Below are 20160 nucleotides of genomic sequence, written 5' to 3'. Positions count from 1 at the left end.
AGGTAGCCGCCCGGTGACGTATTTGTGGTCGCTCGTCTAAGGAGCGATCCTGCTTAGTAGAGGCGCGTCAGCTGAGCGAAGTCCTTCAGACCTCGCAGTGAAGCAAACTCGAGGTCAGCATCGATGCGAGAGGTGAGGCTGGGATCCTTCTGCAGAGCCTTCTGGAGTGAAGAGATAGCCTTAGCTGAGTCACCCATGCGAGCAGCTACGATAGCGCGGAGGTAGTCGGTCGTAGCATCGGGCTTAGCGATAGCTTCGAGCGTCTTGATAGCCTTGCTGTAGTTGCGGTTGAGGATCTGTGCTACGGCAGCATTGTTCGTCGTGACATCACCATAGGCCGTCTCAGCCTTGGCGTAGTCGCCCTGACGCAGATAGAGGAAGCCGAGAGCGTCACCTACGCCGGGCATAGAGCTACCTTCAGCGATGAGTGAGGTGGCCTTGTTGAGGTCGCCATCCTTCAGAGCCAGCAGGCCGAGGTTGACCTTCGTCTCGGGGTTGTCCTTACGCTTGAGCGCACGGTCGAACCATACGAGGGCAGCCTCATAGTCACCACGCTGCAGGCAGAGTGAGCCGACGTTGTTGTATGGGCGGTAGTCCTTGGGGTACTTCTGCATGACGAGCTTGTAGATGTTCTCCTTCTGAGCTACGTCATCGGTGAGGGTAGCCGAGTAGAGGAGCTCTTCGACAGTAAGTGCGCTGGGGAACTTCTCCAGCAGGCTCTGGATCTCAGCATCGCTCTTGCCAATGATCTTGACGTTAGCGATGAGGCGAGAGCGACGGAGCTTGGGGAGGACCTCATCTGCGAGCTTGCTGAAGACAGCCGAGATATTGCGGATCTCATGCTCACGCTGCTCGGGGTCGGGGTACATGCTCAGTACGCGAAGTACGAGTTCCTTGTCCTGGAAGTCGCTCTGCTCGACGAGCTTCTTGAAGCCTTCCCAGTCCTGAGCGGTGTAGTGAGCGTCGATAGCGACGTCAGACATCTTCTGCTGCTTGAAGGCTGTTTTGAGCTGTGCCGTGGTGTTCTTCTCACGCGAAGCACTGAGCTTTTCGTTCAGCTCCTTACCTCCATCGGGGGAGGCGTAGGCCTGGACTTCGACAGATACCTCCTGGTTGGGAGTTTCCTTAGCGTTCTGTACGGTGTACTTCCACTCCTGCACCTCGTCCTTATTCAGCTCGGAGCTACGGACGTTGGACTGCTGGATGAGGAACATAATGTTGGCATCATATGCCTCCTTGATGACGCGCTGGAAGCCGTCGGGAGAGATGACGGGCGTCACACCTGCGAGCGTAGCGAGGGCTTCGGTTGCGATCACGCCATCAGCGACCTTGAGGTCGGGGAGCTTGACCGTGCGGCTACCCTGCTTACCCTTGAAGTTGAGGTAGAGCTCGCTCTTTGCCATAGCGGGGACGTAGGGCAGGACGAAGTTGACGGTGGCGTTGGAGCCATTAGCATGGTACACGATACGGTCGTTGCCGTAGACCTTTTCGCCCTGGAAGGTGGTGCCGTTGCCCCACTTCTCACCGCCCTGATAGCGGAGGATAGGGACGATGGTCAGCGTAGCATCCTTGGGGAACCACTTCGCGGGGAAGGTGAGGTGGACGGCTACAGGTACTTTGCCCCCGACGACTTCGAGGGGCTGAGGTTCGGCCTTGACTTGATCGGCCGTCATGGGGCGTAGCTTTTGGCTACAGCTGCTTGCGGTGAGTAAGACAGTCGCCGATACGAGGGCGCCTGTGATCACTTGCTTGATCATTGCTGCTTGGGATAAATATGATGAAGGGTTAATGTTGCGGAGTCGTAGCCTTCTTGTCCTTGCGCTTGAGGAAGGGCTGGACGAGGGAGGCGAGGAGGAGTAGGGCGAGCAGGGCGGTGCAGATCTTAGCGACCAGCTCGGTACGATGAATCGAAGCGGGGTCGAAGGTCATCATCAGCTCGTGTGTCCCTGCAGGGATGTAGGCTGCACGAAGCGTGTAGTCGGCACGTACCAGAGGGAGCTCTTCCTTGCCGTCAAGCGTGAGGTGCCATCCGTGAGGATAGTAGATCTCAGAGAAGACGAGGAGACGAGGTACATCGGTCGTGACACGGTACTTCGCCTGGCTGGGAGCGTAGGAGAGGAGCTCGACCTGACCGATAGCGGGTGCGGGCTTTAGGCTATCCGTGGCGAGGCTATCTGTAGTAGCAGCGGCAGGAGCAGCCTTGTAGCTCGAGAGTTCGCCTTCGAAGCGCTTGTCGACGACCGCCGTAGTGCGCAGGGGCGTATCATCCAGCGCGGACATCTCTTCGTCAGCTGTCGTGACCCAGCGGATATCATTGACGAACCATGCGGGACCGAAGGCCTCGGGGTTCTTCTGATACTGCAGGCCATGCTCTTGGTCAGCGAAGATGAAGTAGCGCGTGTCGAGCATGTTGTAGACCTCCATGTTCTGCTTGGCGAGCTGACGCTCGATGAGGTCCTGATAGCGACGGAGCTTAGCAGCGTGGTAGCCACCTACGCTACGGTGATTGGCGCTGGTCGTAGCGTCGTTGAAGCTATTGACCGCGAGGTTCATCACACGGTAGTGAGGATCCTTATCCTCGGCGATAGCCTTGTCGACGGCGGTCACAGGACGAGCCTGTGCTTCGACGCTTTCCTTGGGGATGAAGAGATCATCATTCAGATAGCGCTTGTCGACGAGCCAGAGGTCGCAGAGGGTGATGACGCCGATAGAGGCGAAGAGGAGGGACTTCTTGATCTTCCCCTGAGCATAAAGTACGCAGGGGACGAGGGAGAGGATGATGACGATGGCTGAGCGGATTGCGTCGGCCGAGACGATACCGGCACGGACTTCCTTCAGACTACTCATGATCGAGGAGACGGGGAGCTGGCTATTACCCATCGCCTGACGGAACATCTCATGCTCAGCGTCACTCATCAGCCCGAGGAAGGTCTGAGGTACAAGCCATAGCACGAGGCAGGGCAGCAGTGTCAGGGCAAGGCTCGCATATACGGCGATCTTGTCTTGGAGGACTTCCTTCGGGTGGCGTGCGAATTCGACCAGTGCCAGCACGGCGAGTGCGGGGATGGTAAATTCAGCGACGACGAGGATCGATGACACCGTACGGAACTTATTGTACAGTGGCATGTAGTCGATGAAGAGGTCGGTGAGCCACATCATATTGTGACCCCACGCCAGTGCAATAGAGAGTGCCGTACCGGCAAGGAGTGCCCACTTCAGCGGTCCACGCACGATGAAGATACCGAGGAGGAAGAGGAAGAAGACGAAGGCACCGACATAGACGGGACCCGCCGTGAAGGGCTGATCACCCCAGTAGTGGTTCATACCTCCGATGATCTGCTGGAATTCGGCAGGTACATCCTCCATATTTGCTGAGCCTTCGCTGAGCGCACCCGAAGCACCACCGTAGAGGTTGGGGATAAGGAGCGTGAAGGTCTCGCCCTTGCCGTAGCTCCAGGCGGTGATATATTCCTTGTCGAGGCCCTTAGCGGTAGCCTGTACTTGCTGTTGGTTGCCTTCGGTAGCTTCGGGCGTGAGTTCGCTACCACCACGGATCGTCTCCTGCCCATATTCATAGGTGTGATAGAGGTTCGAGCCGTTGATGCCGATAGCGATAGCGCCTGCAAAGAGGGTGACGCAGGTGGCGATGATGAAGCTACGCAGAGCCTTCCCTCGCAGCGCTTCGACGAAGTAGCCGATGAGGAGGAAGACAATGAGGAAGGCGAAGTAATAGCTCATCTGCACGTGGTTCGATAGGATCTGAAGCGCTGCGAAGAGAGCCGTCATGGCGCCACCGAGGAGGTAGCGCCCGCGATAAGTGTGTATGATCCCTGCGATCGTCGGCGGGATGAAGCAGAGAGTCATCAGCTTCCATATATGTCCTGCCGTGATGAGGATGATGAAGTAGCTGGAGAAGGTCCACATGATCGCCCCGAGCACCGATGGTAGGCGCTCCATACGTAGGGCACGCATGAAGAGATAGAAGCCACCGAGCATGGCGAAGAGCAGCCAGCTATATCCTGGTAGGAGCGTGAAGGGCCACTGCAGCGTGAGCACATCTTGTATCGTGCGGATGACGCCTACCGAGGGGTAGGAGGGTGCGATCTGATACATCGGCATCCCCCCGAAGAGGCTGTTGGTCCAGTAGGAGAAGCCTTCCCCCGTAGCCTCCATGTGCTTGTAGACATCCGAAGCATTGCCGCTGGCACCAGCGACGTCCTGCTGGAAGAGCTCACGGCCCTCAAAGACAGCGGGCGCGAAGTAAGCTAACGCAAGGAAGAGGAAGAAGATGACGACCCCAATCACTGGGACCGAAGAGCGGAGGTAGTGCGAGGTAGAGGAGGGGACTTTGGCTTCCACGTATGATCTAATTAATTACGAACCAAACAAACATATCTCGCCCCAAAGGTACTAAAAAGCCCCCATGCACCGTGAGTGATGCCCTCAGGAAAGGGCTTCCGAGCGGAGGATGCTAATGGCTCGTCATCGAAAGTCACTGCGCATGGGCATGGACGACGATCTCGCGCAGCGCCTCCCATGGGGTGGAAGGTGCCTTGACTGCGGTGCTGTCTTAACCGAAACACCTCAACTAACCGAGGAAAGCAGCTTACGTGGGCGAAGTCACTTCTTGAAGTTCGTGTGCATTCATAAGGAAGATGCCGAGGGAACCAGCTTACGTGGGTGAAGTTTCTTCCTGAAGTTCGTGCATCTTCATAAGGAAGAAGCCGACGATTCTTAAGTAGCTTTGTGGCAATTTATACGTATTAATGTGGGAATTAATACGTATTATTTCGGCGATTAATACGTATAAATCTGAAGATTAATACGTATAAATTCGTAGGTTGATACGTATAAATGTGCACATTCATACGGTTGATTTTTTGAAGTTAACCGTATTTTCTGCTGCGAACTCAAGGAGGAAAGCGCACGAAGTCAAGCACCTTTTCTCGCCGACTTCAGTAGTTCCGTCCGTGCAGTAGCGATGGTGAGAGGAGGGATCACGTTCCTTTTGCTCGCTCGGCACGGCTACTTTTCGCCGTGCAACAAGCCCCTTCGCTCGCTGAGCTCAATAGGTCCGAATAGAAAAGTCCGCCCCCTCAGACGCTGCACCACTGTCGTGGGCGCGCTGAGGGGGCGGACTTGCGATGGATAGCAAATAGAGGCGTGGCCTCTACGTGCGCCTTACTTTACGCCAAATTCCTTCTTGACCTGCTTGATCCAAGCGGTGAGGCGGGCGTCGGTAAGCTCAGGCTGATTCGTGGGATCGACGATGAGGCCGACGAACTGATCACCGCACTCGGCGAGTGAATGCTCGTACTCGTAGCCTTCGCGCGACGTGCGGCCGACGACTTCAGCACCCAGCTCTTCGAAGTACCTGGCGAGGATACCCACGCCATCAGCAAAGCTGACGGGGGTCTCTACCTGATTGCCGGGGCCGTAGATAGCTACGAGCTTGCCGGAGAAGTCAGCGTCCTCGATCTCGGGAAGGAATTCGTCCCAAGCCGAAGGTAGCTCGCCGTTGAAGTAGGTAGGCGTACCGAGGATGAGAGCTGCGTGCTTCTCGACGTCAGCCAGATGCGCCGTGTCGATGTCTACATATTCGATCCCTTTCCCCCAGGCTGCAGCGATACGCTCTCCCAGCTCGGCGGTGTAGGCTGTGCTCTTGCTGTAGAGCAGTCCTATAGTCTTCATATTGTCGTTGCTTTTGGGGTTAGTATTCGATGAGCTCCTTAGCTGCGGCGTAGATCTTGTCTTCGCTGGGCAGGGTCGTCAGCTCAAAGCACTTGTGGAAGCCTACGGGCGTGGAGAGTGCCCCGACACGGAAGATGGGGGCATCCAGATCACGGAAGGCCTTCTTGGCGATCGAAGCCGCGAGCTCTGCACCGAAGCCACCGAAGACGCGGTCTTCGTGTACGATGAGCGCCTTGGACGTCTTGCGGATAGAGGCATAGACGGTCTCTTCATCCCAGGGTACGAGCGAGCGAAGGTCGATGACTTCGATGCTCTTGCCGAGGTCTTTCTGGATGCGCTCAGCGACATTGAGAGCGAAGTGGAGCGTATTTCCGTAGGTGATGAGCGTAGCATCCGTCCCTTCGCGGCGGATACGTGCCTTGCCGAAGGGAACTTCGAAGTCTTCGGGGATGACGGAGGCAGACTCAGCACTATTGTACTGTGCCTTGGGCTCGAGGAAGACCGTGACACCGCGTGAGCGCATCGCCGTACGGAGAAGCCCAGCAGCGTCGTCCGAGAAGCAAGGATAAACTACGCGAGCACCAGGGAAGGTTGTCAGGACACCTTCGACACTCTGTGAGTGGTACAGACCACCTTGGATATAGCCACCCGTAGAGAGGCGGATGGTGATATTGGGAGAGTACTGCCCATTGCTGCGCCAGAAGTCGTGCGTGGAGTTCACGAACTGCTCCATAGCAGGCCAGAAGTAGTCGGAGAACTCAGCCCCTTCGATGACGATACGGATCTTGTCGCTGAAGCGGCTCATACCGTTCGCCGTACCTACGATGTAGTCTTCAGCGATAGGAGCGTTGAAGATACGCTTGTTGCCGAACTCCTGAAGCATGCCCTTCGTCACGTTGAAGACGCCACCCTTATCCTTGTTAGCGACGTCCTGACCCCAGAGGAAGGTGTCGGGATTGTGACGGAACTCCTGCTTGAGGGTCTTGTTGATAGCCTGCACGAGCGTCAGCTGTTCGCCCGAACCATCGGGGATACCCGTGCCGTACTTGTCGCCAGGGTAAGCCTCGCCGATGACGTACTCCATGACTGTATCAGCCGTGGGATCTGGTGCCTTGAGGGCATTGCGGTTAGCGACCTTCAGCTCTTCGCGTGCTTCTGCTTCGATAGCCTGTAGCTCTTCTTCGGTGAAGCGATGGTAGCGCAGGAGCATACGGCGGAACTTAGGCAGCGGGTCTGCTGCCTGAGCGCGCTGCAGCTCTTCTTCGCTGCGGTAGAGCGTGTGCTTATCCGAGTTGGAGTGTGCGCCGATACGTACGCAGTCTGCCGTGACGACGACAGGCGTGCGGTGCTTGACAGCGTACTCACGTGCAGCCTCCATGGTGTTCATGGAGTCGAAGACGTCCTTACCATTGCAGAAGAGGACCTTGAGATGGCGGATACCAGCGTAGTTCTGCCCGACGCGTGGGTTAGCCGTCTGCTCGTGCGTAGGCACGGAGATGCCATAGCCATTGCCCTGGAGGACGAAGATGACTGGGAGGCGCTCACGTGCTGCACCGTTGATGGCTTCGAAGACGTAGCCTTCGGAAGCGGAGGATTCCCCGTGCGAAGCGATAGCCACACCGTCTACGCCATAGTAGTCGAGAGCACGTGCCAGACCTACAGCCTGAGAGTCATGTGCAGCGACGCAGGAGGAGATGTTGTGGATACCCCATTCGACCTTAGCGTAGTGGTCAGACATGTGTCGGCCACCACTCGTGGGGTCGGTAGCCTTAGAGATACCATTGAGGATCATCTCCTCGACCGTCATACCAGCCGACAGGGCTGCCAGCAGGTCACGGTAGTAGAGGAAGAGATGGTCCTTGCCTCGCTGGAAGATCTGTCCGATAGCGAGCTGGATACCATCGTGGCCAGCGTTGGAGGCGTGGAACTGCCACCCGATAGACTGTAGCAGGTAGCTGGGCGCCTTTTCATCAAGGCAGCGGCCGAGGTAGAGGAGGTAGTACCAGCGACGAAGGGTCTCCTTGTCGGTGGTCTTGATCCCATATATCTTCTTTACTGAGCTCATGGTTATGCGTTGTTAGTCTTCCATTCTTCGAGGTAGCGTGCTACAGCCTGCAGGAAGGCGCCGCCGAGCATACCATCGATGATACGGTGGTCATAGGAGAAGGAGAGATAGATCTTGTGGCGGACGGCGATGACGTCACCAGCAGGTGTCTCGAGGATCGTGGGTTCCTTTTCGATAGCCCCGATACCGAGGATAGCGGACTCAGGCTGGTTGATGATCGGCGTACCGAAGAGCGTGCCCGAGGAGCCGTAGTTCGAGATCGTGAACGTGCCGCCGGACATTTCGTCTGGCGTGAGCTGGCCCTTGCGGCTCTTGTCTGCAAGGCGAGCTACCTGCTCAGCGATACCTGCAAGGCTCAGCTTGTCGGCATCACGGATGACGGGTACGACGAGATTGCCATCGGGCAGGGCTACAGCCATACCGACGTTGACGTGCTTACGCTCGATGATGTTGTACCCATCGACAGCTGCATTGATGCGGGGGAAGTCCTTCAGTGCACGGGCTACCGCTTCGATGATGGGAGACATGTACGTCAGTGAGTAGCCTTCGCGCTTCTTGAAGTTGTCCTTCTCTGCTTCGCGCCACTTTACCAGATCTGTGATATCGGCCTTGAGGAAGCTTGTCACGTGAGGAGCTACCTGTACCGACTGTACCATGCGGTCAGCGATGATACGGCGGATAGGATCCATAGGGATCACGCGGTCATCGGGACCTACGGGCACAGCGGGAGCTGCGACCTGAGGACGAGCGGCGGATGCGGATGCGGGAGCAGGAGCTGCAGCGCGCTCTGCACGTGGAGTAGGAGCGGGTGCACCCTTCTTCTGCTCGATGTAGCGGACGATGTCGGCCTTGCTGACGCGACCGCCAAAGCCTGTGCCTTGGATCTTGTCCAGCTCTTCCTGACTTACCTTAGCGGCCTTAGCACGCTCGAGGACGACTGGTGAGTACCAGCGCTCTACCGTGCCACGATGAACATCGGTGACGGGAATGGATGGGGTGGGGGCAGCGGCAGGAGCAGGTGCTTCCTTCTCAGCTGCGGGTGCTGGGGTGGCAGGAGCTACTGCCTGACCCGAAGTGTCGACGATGATGACGGGCTCACCGACAGCGACGGTGTCGCCTTCGGCATAGTTGATCTTGACGATCGTACCAGCTACGGGGGAGGGGATCGTAGCGGCCGTCTTGGCAGAAGTGATCTCGAAGAGGTCTGTGTCCTCCTCGATGTAGTCCCCTACCTTCACGTTGAGGACGGTGATCGTACACTCGGTTACGCTCTCGCCCATCTTGGGCATTTTGATATCGAATGTCGCCATGAGATTTAGCTTATATGATGTGTCTATTATATCTATGGAGTGGGTAGGTAGCTCTTAGGAGAAGAGGACCTCGTGGAGGATCTCCCCTGCTGTGGGGTGAGGGAAGATGTGGCGTCGGAAGTCCTCGATGCTGGAGCGGTCGGTGACGGCAATACCAGCCAGGAGGATGAGCTCCGATGCGGGATTCCCTAAGATGTGGCAGCCGAGGATGGTGTCATTCTCGTCGACCAGGACCTTACACAGCCCAGGGGCTTGCTCGTTCTCTACGACGTAGCGTCCTGCATAGGCCATGGGGAGCTTGAGCACGCGGTAGTAGCGGCCTTCGGCACGGAGCTTCTCTTCGGTAGCTCCGACACCAGCGATCTCGGGGTGCATGTAGACGACAGCAGGTACAGAGTCGTAGCGCATACGGTCATCACTACCACCTACGATATGGTTGATAGCGACCTCACCCTCACGGATAGCGGTATGAGCGAGCATAGAGAAGCCTGTGATATCACCAGCGGCATAGACGCGGGGGTGGGAGGTCTGCATGTACTCGTTCACCACTACGGCTGCGCGGTTCATCTGGATAGAGAGTGTCTCAAGGCCTAAGCCATCCGTCACGGGACGACGGCCGACGCTCAGAAGGATCTGCGAGGTGGGGAGGACTTCGGTCTTCCCGTCCTTCGTCTCGATGCTTACGCCCTCAGCAGATACTGCTGTGACCTTCGTCTCGAGGTAGAACTGAATACCACGTCGTGCATACTCCTTGCGAAGCATGCCCGAGGTCTCGCTGTCCATAGCGCCGAGGATCTCGGGAGCCATCTCGATGACACGTACGGGTACACCGAGGGAGGTATAGATACCAGCGAACTCCATACCGATGACACCACCACCGATGATCGTGATGTCCTTGGGGAGTGTCGTGGCACTGAGGGCCTCGCGGCTCGTCCAGTAGCCGACTTCGCTGAGGCCAGGGATGGGAGGGATGGCAGTCTCACTACCAGTAGCAAGGAGGACGTAGCTCACGGCATAGGTCTCGTCGTCTGTAGCGACTAAGATACGATCTCCCTCTTCGCCCGTGAGGCGAGCAGTCTTGGAGACGACCGTGACACCAGCACCCTTGAGCTTGTAGGAGACACCTCCGGTAAGGGTCTTGACGATCTTATCCTTGCGGGCAACGATCTCTGCATAGTTGGCGGAGATAGCTCCCTCTACATGGATACCATAAGCAGCGCTTTCGCGCATTTCGTCGAGGAGGTTGGCCGAGTGGAGTAGGGTCTTCGTTGGTATGCACCCTTCATTGAGGCAGACGCCTCCGAGGGCTGTGTGTTCAAAGAGTACTACTTGAAGGCCGTTGGCTGAAGCATTCGCTGCGGCATTGTAGCCAGCAGGACCGCCACCGATGATGGCTATGTCGAAGTTCTTCATTCTAATTGTCCTTTTTGTGTGTGTACAAAGCATTCCAAAGATACGTTTTTTCGTCGTACACTATCAACAAGCTTTACTCACAAGGCACGAATAGCACTTAGAGATGAGTGGGGAATGCCTCAAAAAAGAAGCTCGCCCACAACTCCCGATCGGGAGCTGGGGGCGAGCTTATATATAAGGTGTAGGGACCTTAGTGCTTAGAAGCCCTTGCCGTGGCAGTGCTTGAACTTCTTACCGCTACCGCAGGGACAGAGGTCGTTGCGGCCGATCGTGTGGGCTGCCTGAGCAGGCGTACGGCGCTGCTCTTCGCGGTCCTCGGGGCTACCGACTTCGTGACGCTGCTCGTGGTACTGGGGCGCAGGGCGCTGTACCTCAGGGGCGGCTTCGCGGATCTCTACCTGACGGGGAGCTTCTTCCTCGGGAGGAGCGATGTTGAGTCGGACACGCATGAGGACGGAGGCCGTCTTGCGGTTCATGTCTTCGATCATCGCACGGAAGAGCTCGTAGGACTCGAGCTTGTAGACGAGGAGAGGGTCCTTGTTTTCGTAGCTGGCGTTCTGCACAGAGTTACGCAGCTCATCCATCTCACGCAGGTGCTCCTTCCAAGCTTCGTCGATGATGTGCAGGACGATAGCCTTCTCAAACTCACGCATGATCGTGCGACCTTCACTCTCATCTGCTTCGCGGAGGTTGCAGCTGACGTTGTAGGCCATACGTCCGTCGGTCAGAGGGATCATGATGCGCTCATAGACGTGACCCTGCTCGGTGAAGACCTGATGAAGCGTAGGATAAGCGATATCGGCGATCTGCTTAGCACGAGCCATGAAGGTCGATTCTACCGCTTCGTAGAGCTGGTCGGCGAGGTCATCAGCCTTGGTGCGGCGGAAGGTCTGCTCGTCGAAGGGAGACTCCATAGCGAAAGTACGCATAATGTCCGTCGTGAAGCCCTCGAAGTCTTCGGCAGGCTGGTGCGTGTCGATGAGCAGGCGCCCTGCATCGTAGAGCGTGTTCATGACGTCCATCTCGATACGCTCACCCATGAGGGCGTGGCGACGGCGCTTGTAGATGACCTCACGCTGGGAGTTCATCACGTCATCGTACTCGAGGAGGCGCTTACGGATACCGAAGTTGTTTTCCTCGACCTTCTTCTGGGCACGCTCGACGGCCTTGTTGAGCATGCTGTGCTCGAGTACTTCACCTTCCTCGAAGCCCATCTTGTCCATCATAGCGGCAAGGCGGTCTGAGGCGAAGAGGCGCATCAGGTGGTCTTCGAGCGATACGAAGAAGACGGATGAACCTGGGTCACCCTGACGACCTGCACGACCACGGAGCTGGCGGTCGACACGGCGAGACTCGTGACGCTCGGTACCGAGGATCGCGAGACCACCGGCTGCCTTGACCTCGGGCGTCAGCTTGATGTCGGTACCACGACCAGCCATGTTGGTGGCGATGGTGACGACGCCGGGCTTACCTGCCTGAGCTACGATCTCAGCTTCCTTCTGGTGGAGCTTAGCGTTGAGGACGTTGTGGGGGATCTTGCGCAGGTCAAGCATCTTGCTTAGGAGCTGCGAGATCTCCACTGAGGTCGTCCCGACGAGTACGGGGCGGCCTTCGCCTACGAGGCGTACGATCTCCTCGATGACTGCTGCATACTTCTCACGGGCCGTCTTGTAGATACGGTCGTTGAGGTCATGGCGAGCGATGGGGCGGTTTGTGGGGATGACGACGACGTCGAGCTTGTAGATGTCCCAGAGTTCGCCTGCCTCGGTCTCTGCCGTACCCGTCATACCAGAGAGCTTGTGGTACATACGGAAGTAGTTCTGCAGTGTGATGGTGGCGAAGGTCTGGGTAGCAGCCTCGACGTGGACGCGCTCCTTAGCTTCGATAGCCTGGTGCAGGCCGTCGGAGTAGCGGCGACCGTCCATGATACGCCCTGTCTGCTCGTCGACGATCATGACCTTGTTGTCCATGACGACATACTGGTCATCCTTCTCGAAGAGGGCATAGGCCTTGAGGAGCTGGTTCACGGTGTGCACGCGCTCGCTCTTGATGGCATAGTCAGAGAGGAGGGCTTCCTTGCGCTCGGCGAGCTCCTCGGGGGAGAGACCTTGGTTCGACAGGTCAGCCAGGAGGCTGGCGATATCGGGGAGGATGAAGAAGGTGGGGTCATCCGTACCGCGCGTCAGGAGGTCGATACCCTTGTCGGAGAGCTCTATGCTATTGTGCTTCTCGTCGATGACGAAGTAAAGCTCATCGGTGACGAGGTGCATCTGGCGCATGTTGTCGGCCATATACTCTTCCTCGACCTTGAGCATACCGGCCTTGATACCAGGTTCGCTGAGGTACTTGATGAGGGGCTTGCTCTTAGGCATACCCTTGTAGGTGCGGAAGAGGAGGAAGAAGCCTTCTTCCTGCTCCTTCTTGTCTGACGAAGAGATCTTTTTCTTCGCGTCGATGAGGAGCTGCTGGCAGAGCTTGCGCTGCGCATCGACGACGGTCTCTACGTTGGGGAGGAACTGCTCGAAGAGCTGATCGTCACCCTTGGGCACAGGGCCTGAGATGATGAGAGGCGTACGGGCATCGTCGATGAGGACGGAGTCCACTTCGTCGACGATAGCATAGTTGTGACGGCGCTGCACGAGGTCTTCGGGGCTGGTAGCCATATTATCGCGCAGGTAGTCGAAGCCGAACTCATTGTTCGTCCCGAAGGTGATGTCAGCGTTGTATGCTGCACGACGCTCAGGGGTATTGGGGCGGTGCTTGTCGATACAGTCTACGCTGAGGCCGTGGAACATGTACAGTGGGCCCATCCACTCCGAGTCACGCTTGGAGAGGTAGTCATTCACCGTGACGACGTGGACACCATTACCCGTGAGGGCATTGAGGAAGACAGGGAGCGTAGCGACGAGGGTCTTACCTTCCCCCGTAGCCATCTCGGCGATCTTACCCTTGTGCAGGACGGTACCCCCGAAGAGCTGCACGTCGTAGTGCACCATGTCCCAGGTGATCTCATTGCCACCAGCGAGCCAGTGGTTCTGATAGATAGCCATATCATCCTCGATGCGGACGAAGTCGTGGCTGACGCTGAGGTCGCGGTCGAAGTCCGTAGCCTTGACGCGGATCTCGGCGTTCTCTGCGAAGCGGCGACCCGTGCTCTTGACGATAGCGAAGGCCTCGGGGTGGACTTCGTCGAGGACGATCTCGAGCTTGTCGAGGATCTCCTTCTCGAGCTTGTCTACCTTGGCCCAGATAGCTTCACGCTCATCGAGCTCCTTGCCTTCGACGCTGGCCTTGAGCTCTTCTACCTCAGCACGTTCGCTGGCTACGTAGTCGCTGATACGCTGACGGAGCGAGGCGGTGCGGGCACGCAGGTCGTCGTCAGACAGTGCATCGATCTCGGGGTAGACGGCCTTGACGCGCTCTACCCAAGGCGTGATCTCCTTGAGGTCACGCTGTGATTTGTTGCCGAATAGCTTCGACAATAGGTCTATGAATCCCATATATCTTGTTTTATTTCTTCTTGTATGATGGAGTGGGAGGGCTTCCTTAGTGCTGTGATAGCGGGGAAGGGTACTCCCTACATATATAATAATGTATAGGGCGATGTGGCATCGGAGACCCTATACTCGGGGTGCGCTATCGTGCGGCGTTCGGTGGGCGGATGCGGAGGACGTAGGCGATGGCCTTGGCTACGTCGGAGGCTTCGACGATAGGGTAGTCGAAGTCGCGTGCCGTGATACCTGCTCCGAGGAGGATGCAGGGACTGCTGATGGCTGTGGAGTGAAGCCACAGGTTGGGGCTGTCTGCAGGATCCTCGACCTCCCATCCGGGTGTGAGGGTCCAGTAGACGTCGGCCATATGGCGGACGTGGATCGAGCGGCGAAGCGCTCGGGCCGCATCGCTCAGAGAGGACTGGGTGACCAGACGCTCGCCAGCGACAGCCATACCGATGCCCTCCATCTCCTCGAGGAAGGCGGCCGACTTATCCTGGAGCTCGGAGAGTGCGATACGCTTCGTCTCAGCGAGCTTCCTATTGAGGTACACGCGTCCATCGGCGAGGCGCTCTACCCAGCTCCCCTGACCGTAGAGGGCGGAGAGATAGAGGTTGAGCAGTGCTGCACCTTTCTTCGCACTGAACTGCCCGTAGCGGGCCTCAGCACCACGAAGGCGTGGACGGCGATAGTGGGTATAGCCCGTACCCGAGAGGGCGAGCAGGTAGTTGCCTTCGCCGAACTTACGACGTAGCTCCTGCAGGAGGGCTTGGATATTCTTGTCAAGTCGTACGTAGGCGTCTACCTCTTCGCTGGTCAGCTCACCCTGAGCTTCGCGTGGTGCGACGTCAAGGCTGTAGGAGAGGGCCAGCATGCCAGGCGACTTGCTCTCGGCATAGCCCCCTTGGTCGAGTAGACGTAGTGCAAGGCTCGTGACCTCTTCGTTGGCCAGAGCGCTGCGCTTGAAGTCCGCTGCTTGATGTCCCTGATAGCGGTGCGTGAAGCGACCACCCCAGTCGGACCAGGTGCGAGAGGGTGAGCTATAGCTACGGAGTGGACTCCATGCCATCTGCCCACCGACGAGGCGCTTATTAGGCCCTTCGGCGGAGCGGTTGTAGGCCTCGAGGCTCTTGGGCATCCCCTCGTAGTAGCTCGAGCTGGCCCATGAGGCGATCTTGCTGTCGAGCCAGAAGGCCCCGTTGGCAAACCACCCGCCCGAGGCGATAGCGGTCTCGGCGTCCGAGGCGATGGCATAGACCAAGCCTGCTCCCGAGGAGGCCTCTTTGATTCGGTCGCCAAGGGTATTGACTAAGAGTGCCTTGGGAGAATAGGTGTCGCGGGTATAGCTCCCCGTGACGCTGGGATCATGGAAGACCGAGCGCCAGGCATGCTCTTTCTTGCTCCAGAGTGTCGTGCGCTCGATGCCATGCGTCTGGGGATAGGCTCCCGTATGCAGGGTGGCCGTGGCAGAGGCGCGGTCCAGCTCCGCCAGAGGGAAGCGGACATGTGGGTAGATCTTCCCCTCGGAGAGCATTCGGCCTAAGCCGTCCTCAGTAAAGAGGGGGCGTAGCTGCTCGAGGTAGTCACCACGGAGATCCTCGATGGTGATATAGACGACTACACGAGGGAGGTCCCCCGCCTGTAGCGGCTGCTGGAGTGCCACAAGGGCCAGCAGTGAGGTCAGTAGGTAGCGCATGCTACGCTGCTCCAGTGGGCTCTTGGACATACTTATGAGATATAGGCTTGTGAAGGAGACGCCCCAGCGAAAGGAGGCCGAGGCTGAGAGCGATCAGATAGACGCTCGGGTTGATCACCTGCCCTGCGATGAGGCTCGCGATGGGGAAGGCGATGAGTAGCACGAGACAGACGGCATGCAGGACGGTGCGCACACGGCGTGTACGCTGCCCAGCGGGCATCAGGAGTGCTATGATGAGGTAGAGCGGATGGAGCGCGAGGAGATTGAAGTTCGGCGATACCATCGGGTGCTCAGAGATGAAGCTGAGGTAGCAGAGGAGTGTCCCCCCGAGGCCTGCTGCGAGATAGAGGCTGAATTCGATGACTCCAGCGACGGGCTTTCTGAGCCAGCGCCAGATGAAGACCCCGATAGAGAGCAGGAGGATGAGGGAGAAGATGACGAGGGGATGGGTCACGCTGAGGCCTGCGGGTGCGATAGGGCGGGGCTCGCCATACTCCAGCGTCTGCTGGACGGGGCGTCCCCAGATCTCTTGGTCAGGGGTGACGATGCCCATAGCGAGGTGGGGGAGCAGGCGTGCGGCCTCCATGGGGATGAAGAAGCGGTCGCGGATGCTCATCTTCTCATCCAGCTCGGGGCCCATCGCGAGATCTGTCCCCAGTACCAGCCAGGGGGAGGAGGCCTCCAGCTCGTTGATCGCCTCACGCCAAGTCTTGTCGGGGAGTGGCGTGATGCCAGGCACGCTGTCCAGCACGAAGGTCAGCTGACTCCCGCGCTCGTCGAGCTTGCCGAAGTCCGTCAAGGTCGCGAAGTAGAGATCCAGCGGGCGCGTACTGCAGTTGTTGCGGAAGGCATTGTATCGGTACGTGCGGTTCTCGGGCTGTGCATTCTCGATGAGGAGTCGCCAGAGATGGGCACGCTGCGCGCTGTCGGTATTGAGCACCAGCTCGCGGATGACACCACGGCTCTGATACTCGCTCATGTAGTCACTGGTCGCTATGGGCAGGACGATGTAGTCGGTCTTGCCCTGAGTGAAGCGCAGAGAGAAGTCGTCGGTAAAGTTGAAGATACCGTAGTTGAAGGTCACATCGATCCCCTGCTCTGCATCCCATACGCGTAGGCCTGCATGGCCGTAGAGGGTGTAGGAGTCTTCGGCGCTGGGCTGGGCTGCCAGATAGCTAATCTGAGCGCTCTGTGAGAGGGTGAGGGGGAGGCCGAAGGTCTTGTCTTGCTGGGGCTGAGGCGTCTCAGCGACACCCGTCATATAGGCACACAGACACACTACCGCCACGAGGAGGAGGCGGTAGGTCATACCAAGGGTCTTATATATATGGTGTAGCTGGCCTATAGCTTGCATCGAATCTGATCAGATAGGACAAAGATACTAAAAGTCTGTATGCTCTCTTGGGTCAGGCCTTCCCCACAGAGCAGACGGGGGCTTTTTCCCTTCGTAAGCGCCTCGTCTTCGCTGTGATTTCTCGGGGGAGGAGGTATGGGTGGATATGCTCCTTGTCGGAGGGATGGTGTGAGCCTATATTGGTCGAAGGGCTGACCTATATGAGTACGTGGGTAGAGCTATATAGCTTTCTCTTGATTCCTGTATTAGGTTGTTGCTCCGTGTAGGGATAAAAGTTGCGGACGAGTGGTAGAAAAGTTTGGGCTACGTACGTGGCCCTAATATCTACGTACGTGGATATTTGGATTTGCGTGCCTGGTCTTTAAGACTACGTACATAGATAGAGAAAAACCACTACGTGAAAGCGCTTTTTTCTTCACGAGAAGGACACTTTTCCCTGCGCTGGATAAGAGGAATACTTGCGATAAGTCAAAGGACTTGCTCGGTCACTTCGGAGGGGTATATCGGGGAGCTGGGCTATCCTATGCGATCTCACCCATGGGATCTCCCTCGCTCAGGCAGCTCTACTGTCGCCCGCTCGTCTACTGCAGGAGGGAGGGGAGAGGACTGTATAATTGCGGTGTGTCGCAGGCATTCATGGTGCTGTTTTTCTGAAAAATCACTACCTTTCGGTACCACTTCCATTAGCACCGCACTCCTTGAAATGAAACACATTCACTTGCTCTTAGTCGCCTTTGCGCTATCTTCTGGTAGCCTTCTTGCGCAGACGACCGTCGCTGTACAGGGCACCTTAAAGAAGACGACCGACCGCACGCCCGTGGACTTTGCTAACGTCCTCCTGCGCCATCCCGCTGATAGTAGCCTCGTCGTGGGGACGACCAGCGACGAGCATGGGGCTTTCCGCTTGGAGGCTCCCGAGGGCACCTTCCTCCTCGAGGTGCGTGCGCTGGGCTACCGACCCTATCATCAGACGCTCACCATCGCTGGTGCACTTGACCTCGGCGAACTCCTCCTCACCGAGGAGACGAAGCAGCTCTCCGCTGTCCAAGTCACAGGGCGCCGCCCCATCATGCTCCGCAAGGCCGACCGTATGGTCTTCGACGCTACGCAGATCGCTCCCGCTGCCAGCTCGGCTCTGGATGTCCTGCGCCAGACCCCTGGGGTGAACGTCTCCGACGGCGGCATCAGCCTCATCGGCAAGGGCGGGGTGATCGTCCTCATCAACGACAAGCGGGTACGTCTCTCGGGCTCTGCTCTGATCAGCCTCCTCCGCTCCTATCCGCAGTCTGACCTCCAGGAGATCCAGATACTCACCACCCCGCCCGCTAAGTACGAAGCCGAGGGGAATGCCGGTGTGCTGAACATCATCCTCAAGAAGGCTAAGAACGATTTCTTCGGAGGAAGTATCGCTCCTCGCTTCAGACTTCGTAAGGATAAGGTCCTGTATAGCCTCACTTCCAACCTCAACTACAAGAAGGACAAGGTCACCGCTTCTCTCCAGCTCGGAGGAGGCTCTTCAGGCTATGATGGTCGCCTAGATTCCTACCGCACCTATCCCAAGCAGGGTACTTTCCATTCGAGTGAGACCGCCTACTCGGGGCAGGGCCCTTACTTCAACTTTCGTGCGGGGCTAGACTATGCCTTCACCCCAGAGCTCTCTATGGGGGCGAGCATATCCTACAGCCCAGAGAAGGAAAATTCTCGACGGGAGAATGATAGCCGAGACTATCGCATCCTCCCCAGTGGTGAGCGTGAACTCCTACGCCTGCTCCCTGGTGTGGCCGACGAGACGGACAAGAGCCAATACACTACGGCGAATGTTCACCTTGAGAAGAGCTTCAAGTCCGCTCCCAAGCGTCGTCTCTCGTGGGATGCCGACTATGTAGGCTATCGAAGCCAAGAGGGGCGCAACTTCACCTCCCGTGGCTTGATGCCTAATGGTACTTCCATCCCAGGGTCGGACTTCCACTTCGATGCTCTGACCGATCAGCACACCGACTCCTACATCACGAGCCTGGACTATACTGAGCCGCTTGGTAAGGGGACGCTGGGCTTTGGGGCTAAGGGGACGTGGACCCGCACCACCAACCGAAGCGACTACGATGCCAAGAGCTCCATGGGTGAGCGTCACGACAAGATCACCTTCGACGAACATGTCTATGCGCTCTATGCTGACTTCAAGCATCCGCTCTCCGACAAGTGGGATCTCCGCACGGGTCTTCGTATGGAGTACACCCATACGGCAGGCGAAAACAACGGCCGTCGTCTGGAGCACCTCAAGAGCTATCTCAACGTCTTCCCCACGCTCTTCTTAGGCTACAACCCCAACGACCGCCATGCCTTCAGCCTCAATGGTACTGTCCGCCTCAATCGCCCCCACTTCGGCCAACTCTCGCCGTTTGCCAGCTATGAGAACCAGTACAGCATCATGCGAGGGAAAGAAGATCTGCGTGCTGCTAAGCGTGCCCAGCTTGCTCTCGGCTACACCTTCCTTGGGGCACTGAACTTCCAGCTCGACGGTGGCTATCTCTGGGATGGTATCACACAGGTCATCCGCCTCGATCCCGTGACGAATCAAGGGAGCATCACGCATGACAATGCCGAGAAGACCTGGACCTTCGGCCTGGAGAATAGCTTCTTCTTCAATAAGGTCAGCTTCTTCCAGACCTACATCTCCCAGCGTCTCTGGTACTCTGATATGAAGATCGGCCCTGAGTCCACTTCGCTCTACGGGGGAGCAGGCTTGAGCTATCATGTCAGCCTCAACAATACCTTCTTCTTCAACCGCAGTAAGACCTTCCAGGGGACCTGTTCCTTCTACTATCGGACACCTGGCTACGATGGAGGCTTCCATATGGGGCACGTCATCTCTGGCGGAGCGGGCCTATCCTACACGCTCCTCCAAGGGAAGCTTCGCTTCGCTCTCGACGCCTACAACCTCCTCCGCAATAATCTCCGTCTGAATATCACGACTCCCGACTATGAGATGTATGCCAACAACGAGAATAGTGCACTCACCCTCAACCTCGGTGTGACCTACTCCTTCGGTGCTCCTATCCGAGGCAAGTCCGAGCGCAAGAGTGCCCAAGAGCTCCGCTCCCGTATGTAGTGCCCCGCCTCCCGCTCTTGGGTCACACCCG

The 20160-nt window shown here is 57.5% G+C and carries 10 protein-coding genes; 1 reads left to right on the top strand and 9 read right to left on the bottom strand.

Annotated elements, in window-relative coordinates; genetic code table 11:
- Positions 1 to 53 precede the first annotated feature (53 nt).
- The 9 genes from IEX77_RS02780 to IEX77_RS02740 form a co-directional block, all read right to left on the bottom strand.
- Entirely contained in the window at positions 54 to 1757 is a 1704-nt protein-coding gene (locus IEX77_RS02780; RefSeq protein WP_188807598.1) for a tetratricopeptide repeat protein, read from the bottom strand.
- A gap of 28 nt (positions 1758 to 1785) precedes the next feature.
- The gene (locus IEX77_RS02775; RefSeq protein WP_188807597.1) at positions 1786 to 4359 is read right to left on the bottom strand and encodes a hypothetical protein; all 2574 of its coding nucleotides are present in this window, start codon (positions 4357 to 4359) and stop codon (positions 1786 to 1788) included.
- A gap of 822 nt (positions 4360 to 5181) precedes the next feature.
- A complete protein-coding gene (locus IEX77_RS02770) occupies positions 5182 to 5691 on the bottom strand; it encodes a flavodoxin (protein WP_188807596.1) in 510 nt (169 codons plus the stop codon).
- 19 nt (positions 5692 to 5710) lie between these two features.
- A complete protein-coding gene (locus IEX77_RS02765; protein ID WP_188807595.1) occupies positions 5711 to 7756 on the bottom strand; it encodes an alpha-ketoacid dehydrogenase subunit alpha/beta in 2046 nt (681 codons plus the stop codon).
- Positions 7757 to 7758: 2 nt separating this feature from the next.
- A complete protein-coding gene (locus IEX77_RS02760; protein ID WP_188807594.1) occupies positions 7759 to 9066 on the bottom strand; it encodes a dihydrolipoamide acetyltransferase family protein in 1308 nt (435 codons plus the stop codon).
- Positions 9067 to 9120: 54 nt separating this feature from the next.
- Complete coding sequence (gene lpdA, locus IEX77_RS02755) at positions 9121 to 10479, bottom strand: dihydrolipoyl dehydrogenase (protein WP_188807593.1); 1359 nt, start codon at positions 10477 to 10479, stop codon at positions 9121 to 9123.
- 197 nt (positions 10480 to 10676) lie between these two features.
- A complete protein-coding gene (gene secA / locus IEX77_RS02750; RefSeq protein ID WP_188807592.1) occupies positions 10677 to 13979 on the bottom strand; it encodes a preprotein translocase subunit SecA in 3303 nt (1100 codons plus the stop codon).
- Positions 13980 to 14115: 136 nt separating this feature from the next.
- Entirely contained in the window at positions 14116 to 15696 is a 1581-nt protein-coding gene (locus IEX77_RS02745; RefSeq protein ID WP_229770778.1) for an alkaline phosphatase family protein, read from the bottom strand.
- Positions 15668 to 16975, bottom strand: coding sequence for a lipoprotein N-acyltransferase Lnb domain-containing protein (locus tag IEX77_RS02740; RefSeq protein WP_188807591.1), 1308 nt, complete (start codon positions 16973 to 16975; stop codon positions 15668 to 15670). Before IEX77_RS02740 ends, IEX77_RS02745 begins: the two co-directional genes overlap by 29 nt.
- A 748-nt stretch (positions 16976 to 17723) precedes the next feature.
- On the opposite strand from IEX77_RS02740, the gene IEX77_RS02735 reads away from it, so the two are divergent.
- Positions 17724 to 20129 (top strand): TonB-dependent receptor family protein, encoded by a 2406-nt coding sequence (locus IEX77_RS02735; protein WP_229770777.1) that lies wholly within the window; start codon positions 17724 to 17726, stop codon positions 20127 to 20129.
- Positions 20130 to 20160: the final 31 nt, after the last annotated feature.

The organism is Porphyromonas pasteri, assembly GCF_014647755.1.
In the GTDB taxonomy this organism is placed as follows: domain Bacteria; phylum Bacteroidota; class Bacteroidia; order Bacteroidales; family Porphyromonadaceae; genus Porphyromonas; species Porphyromonas pasteri.
This window is presented reverse-complemented; position numbering and strand designations above follow the sequence as displayed.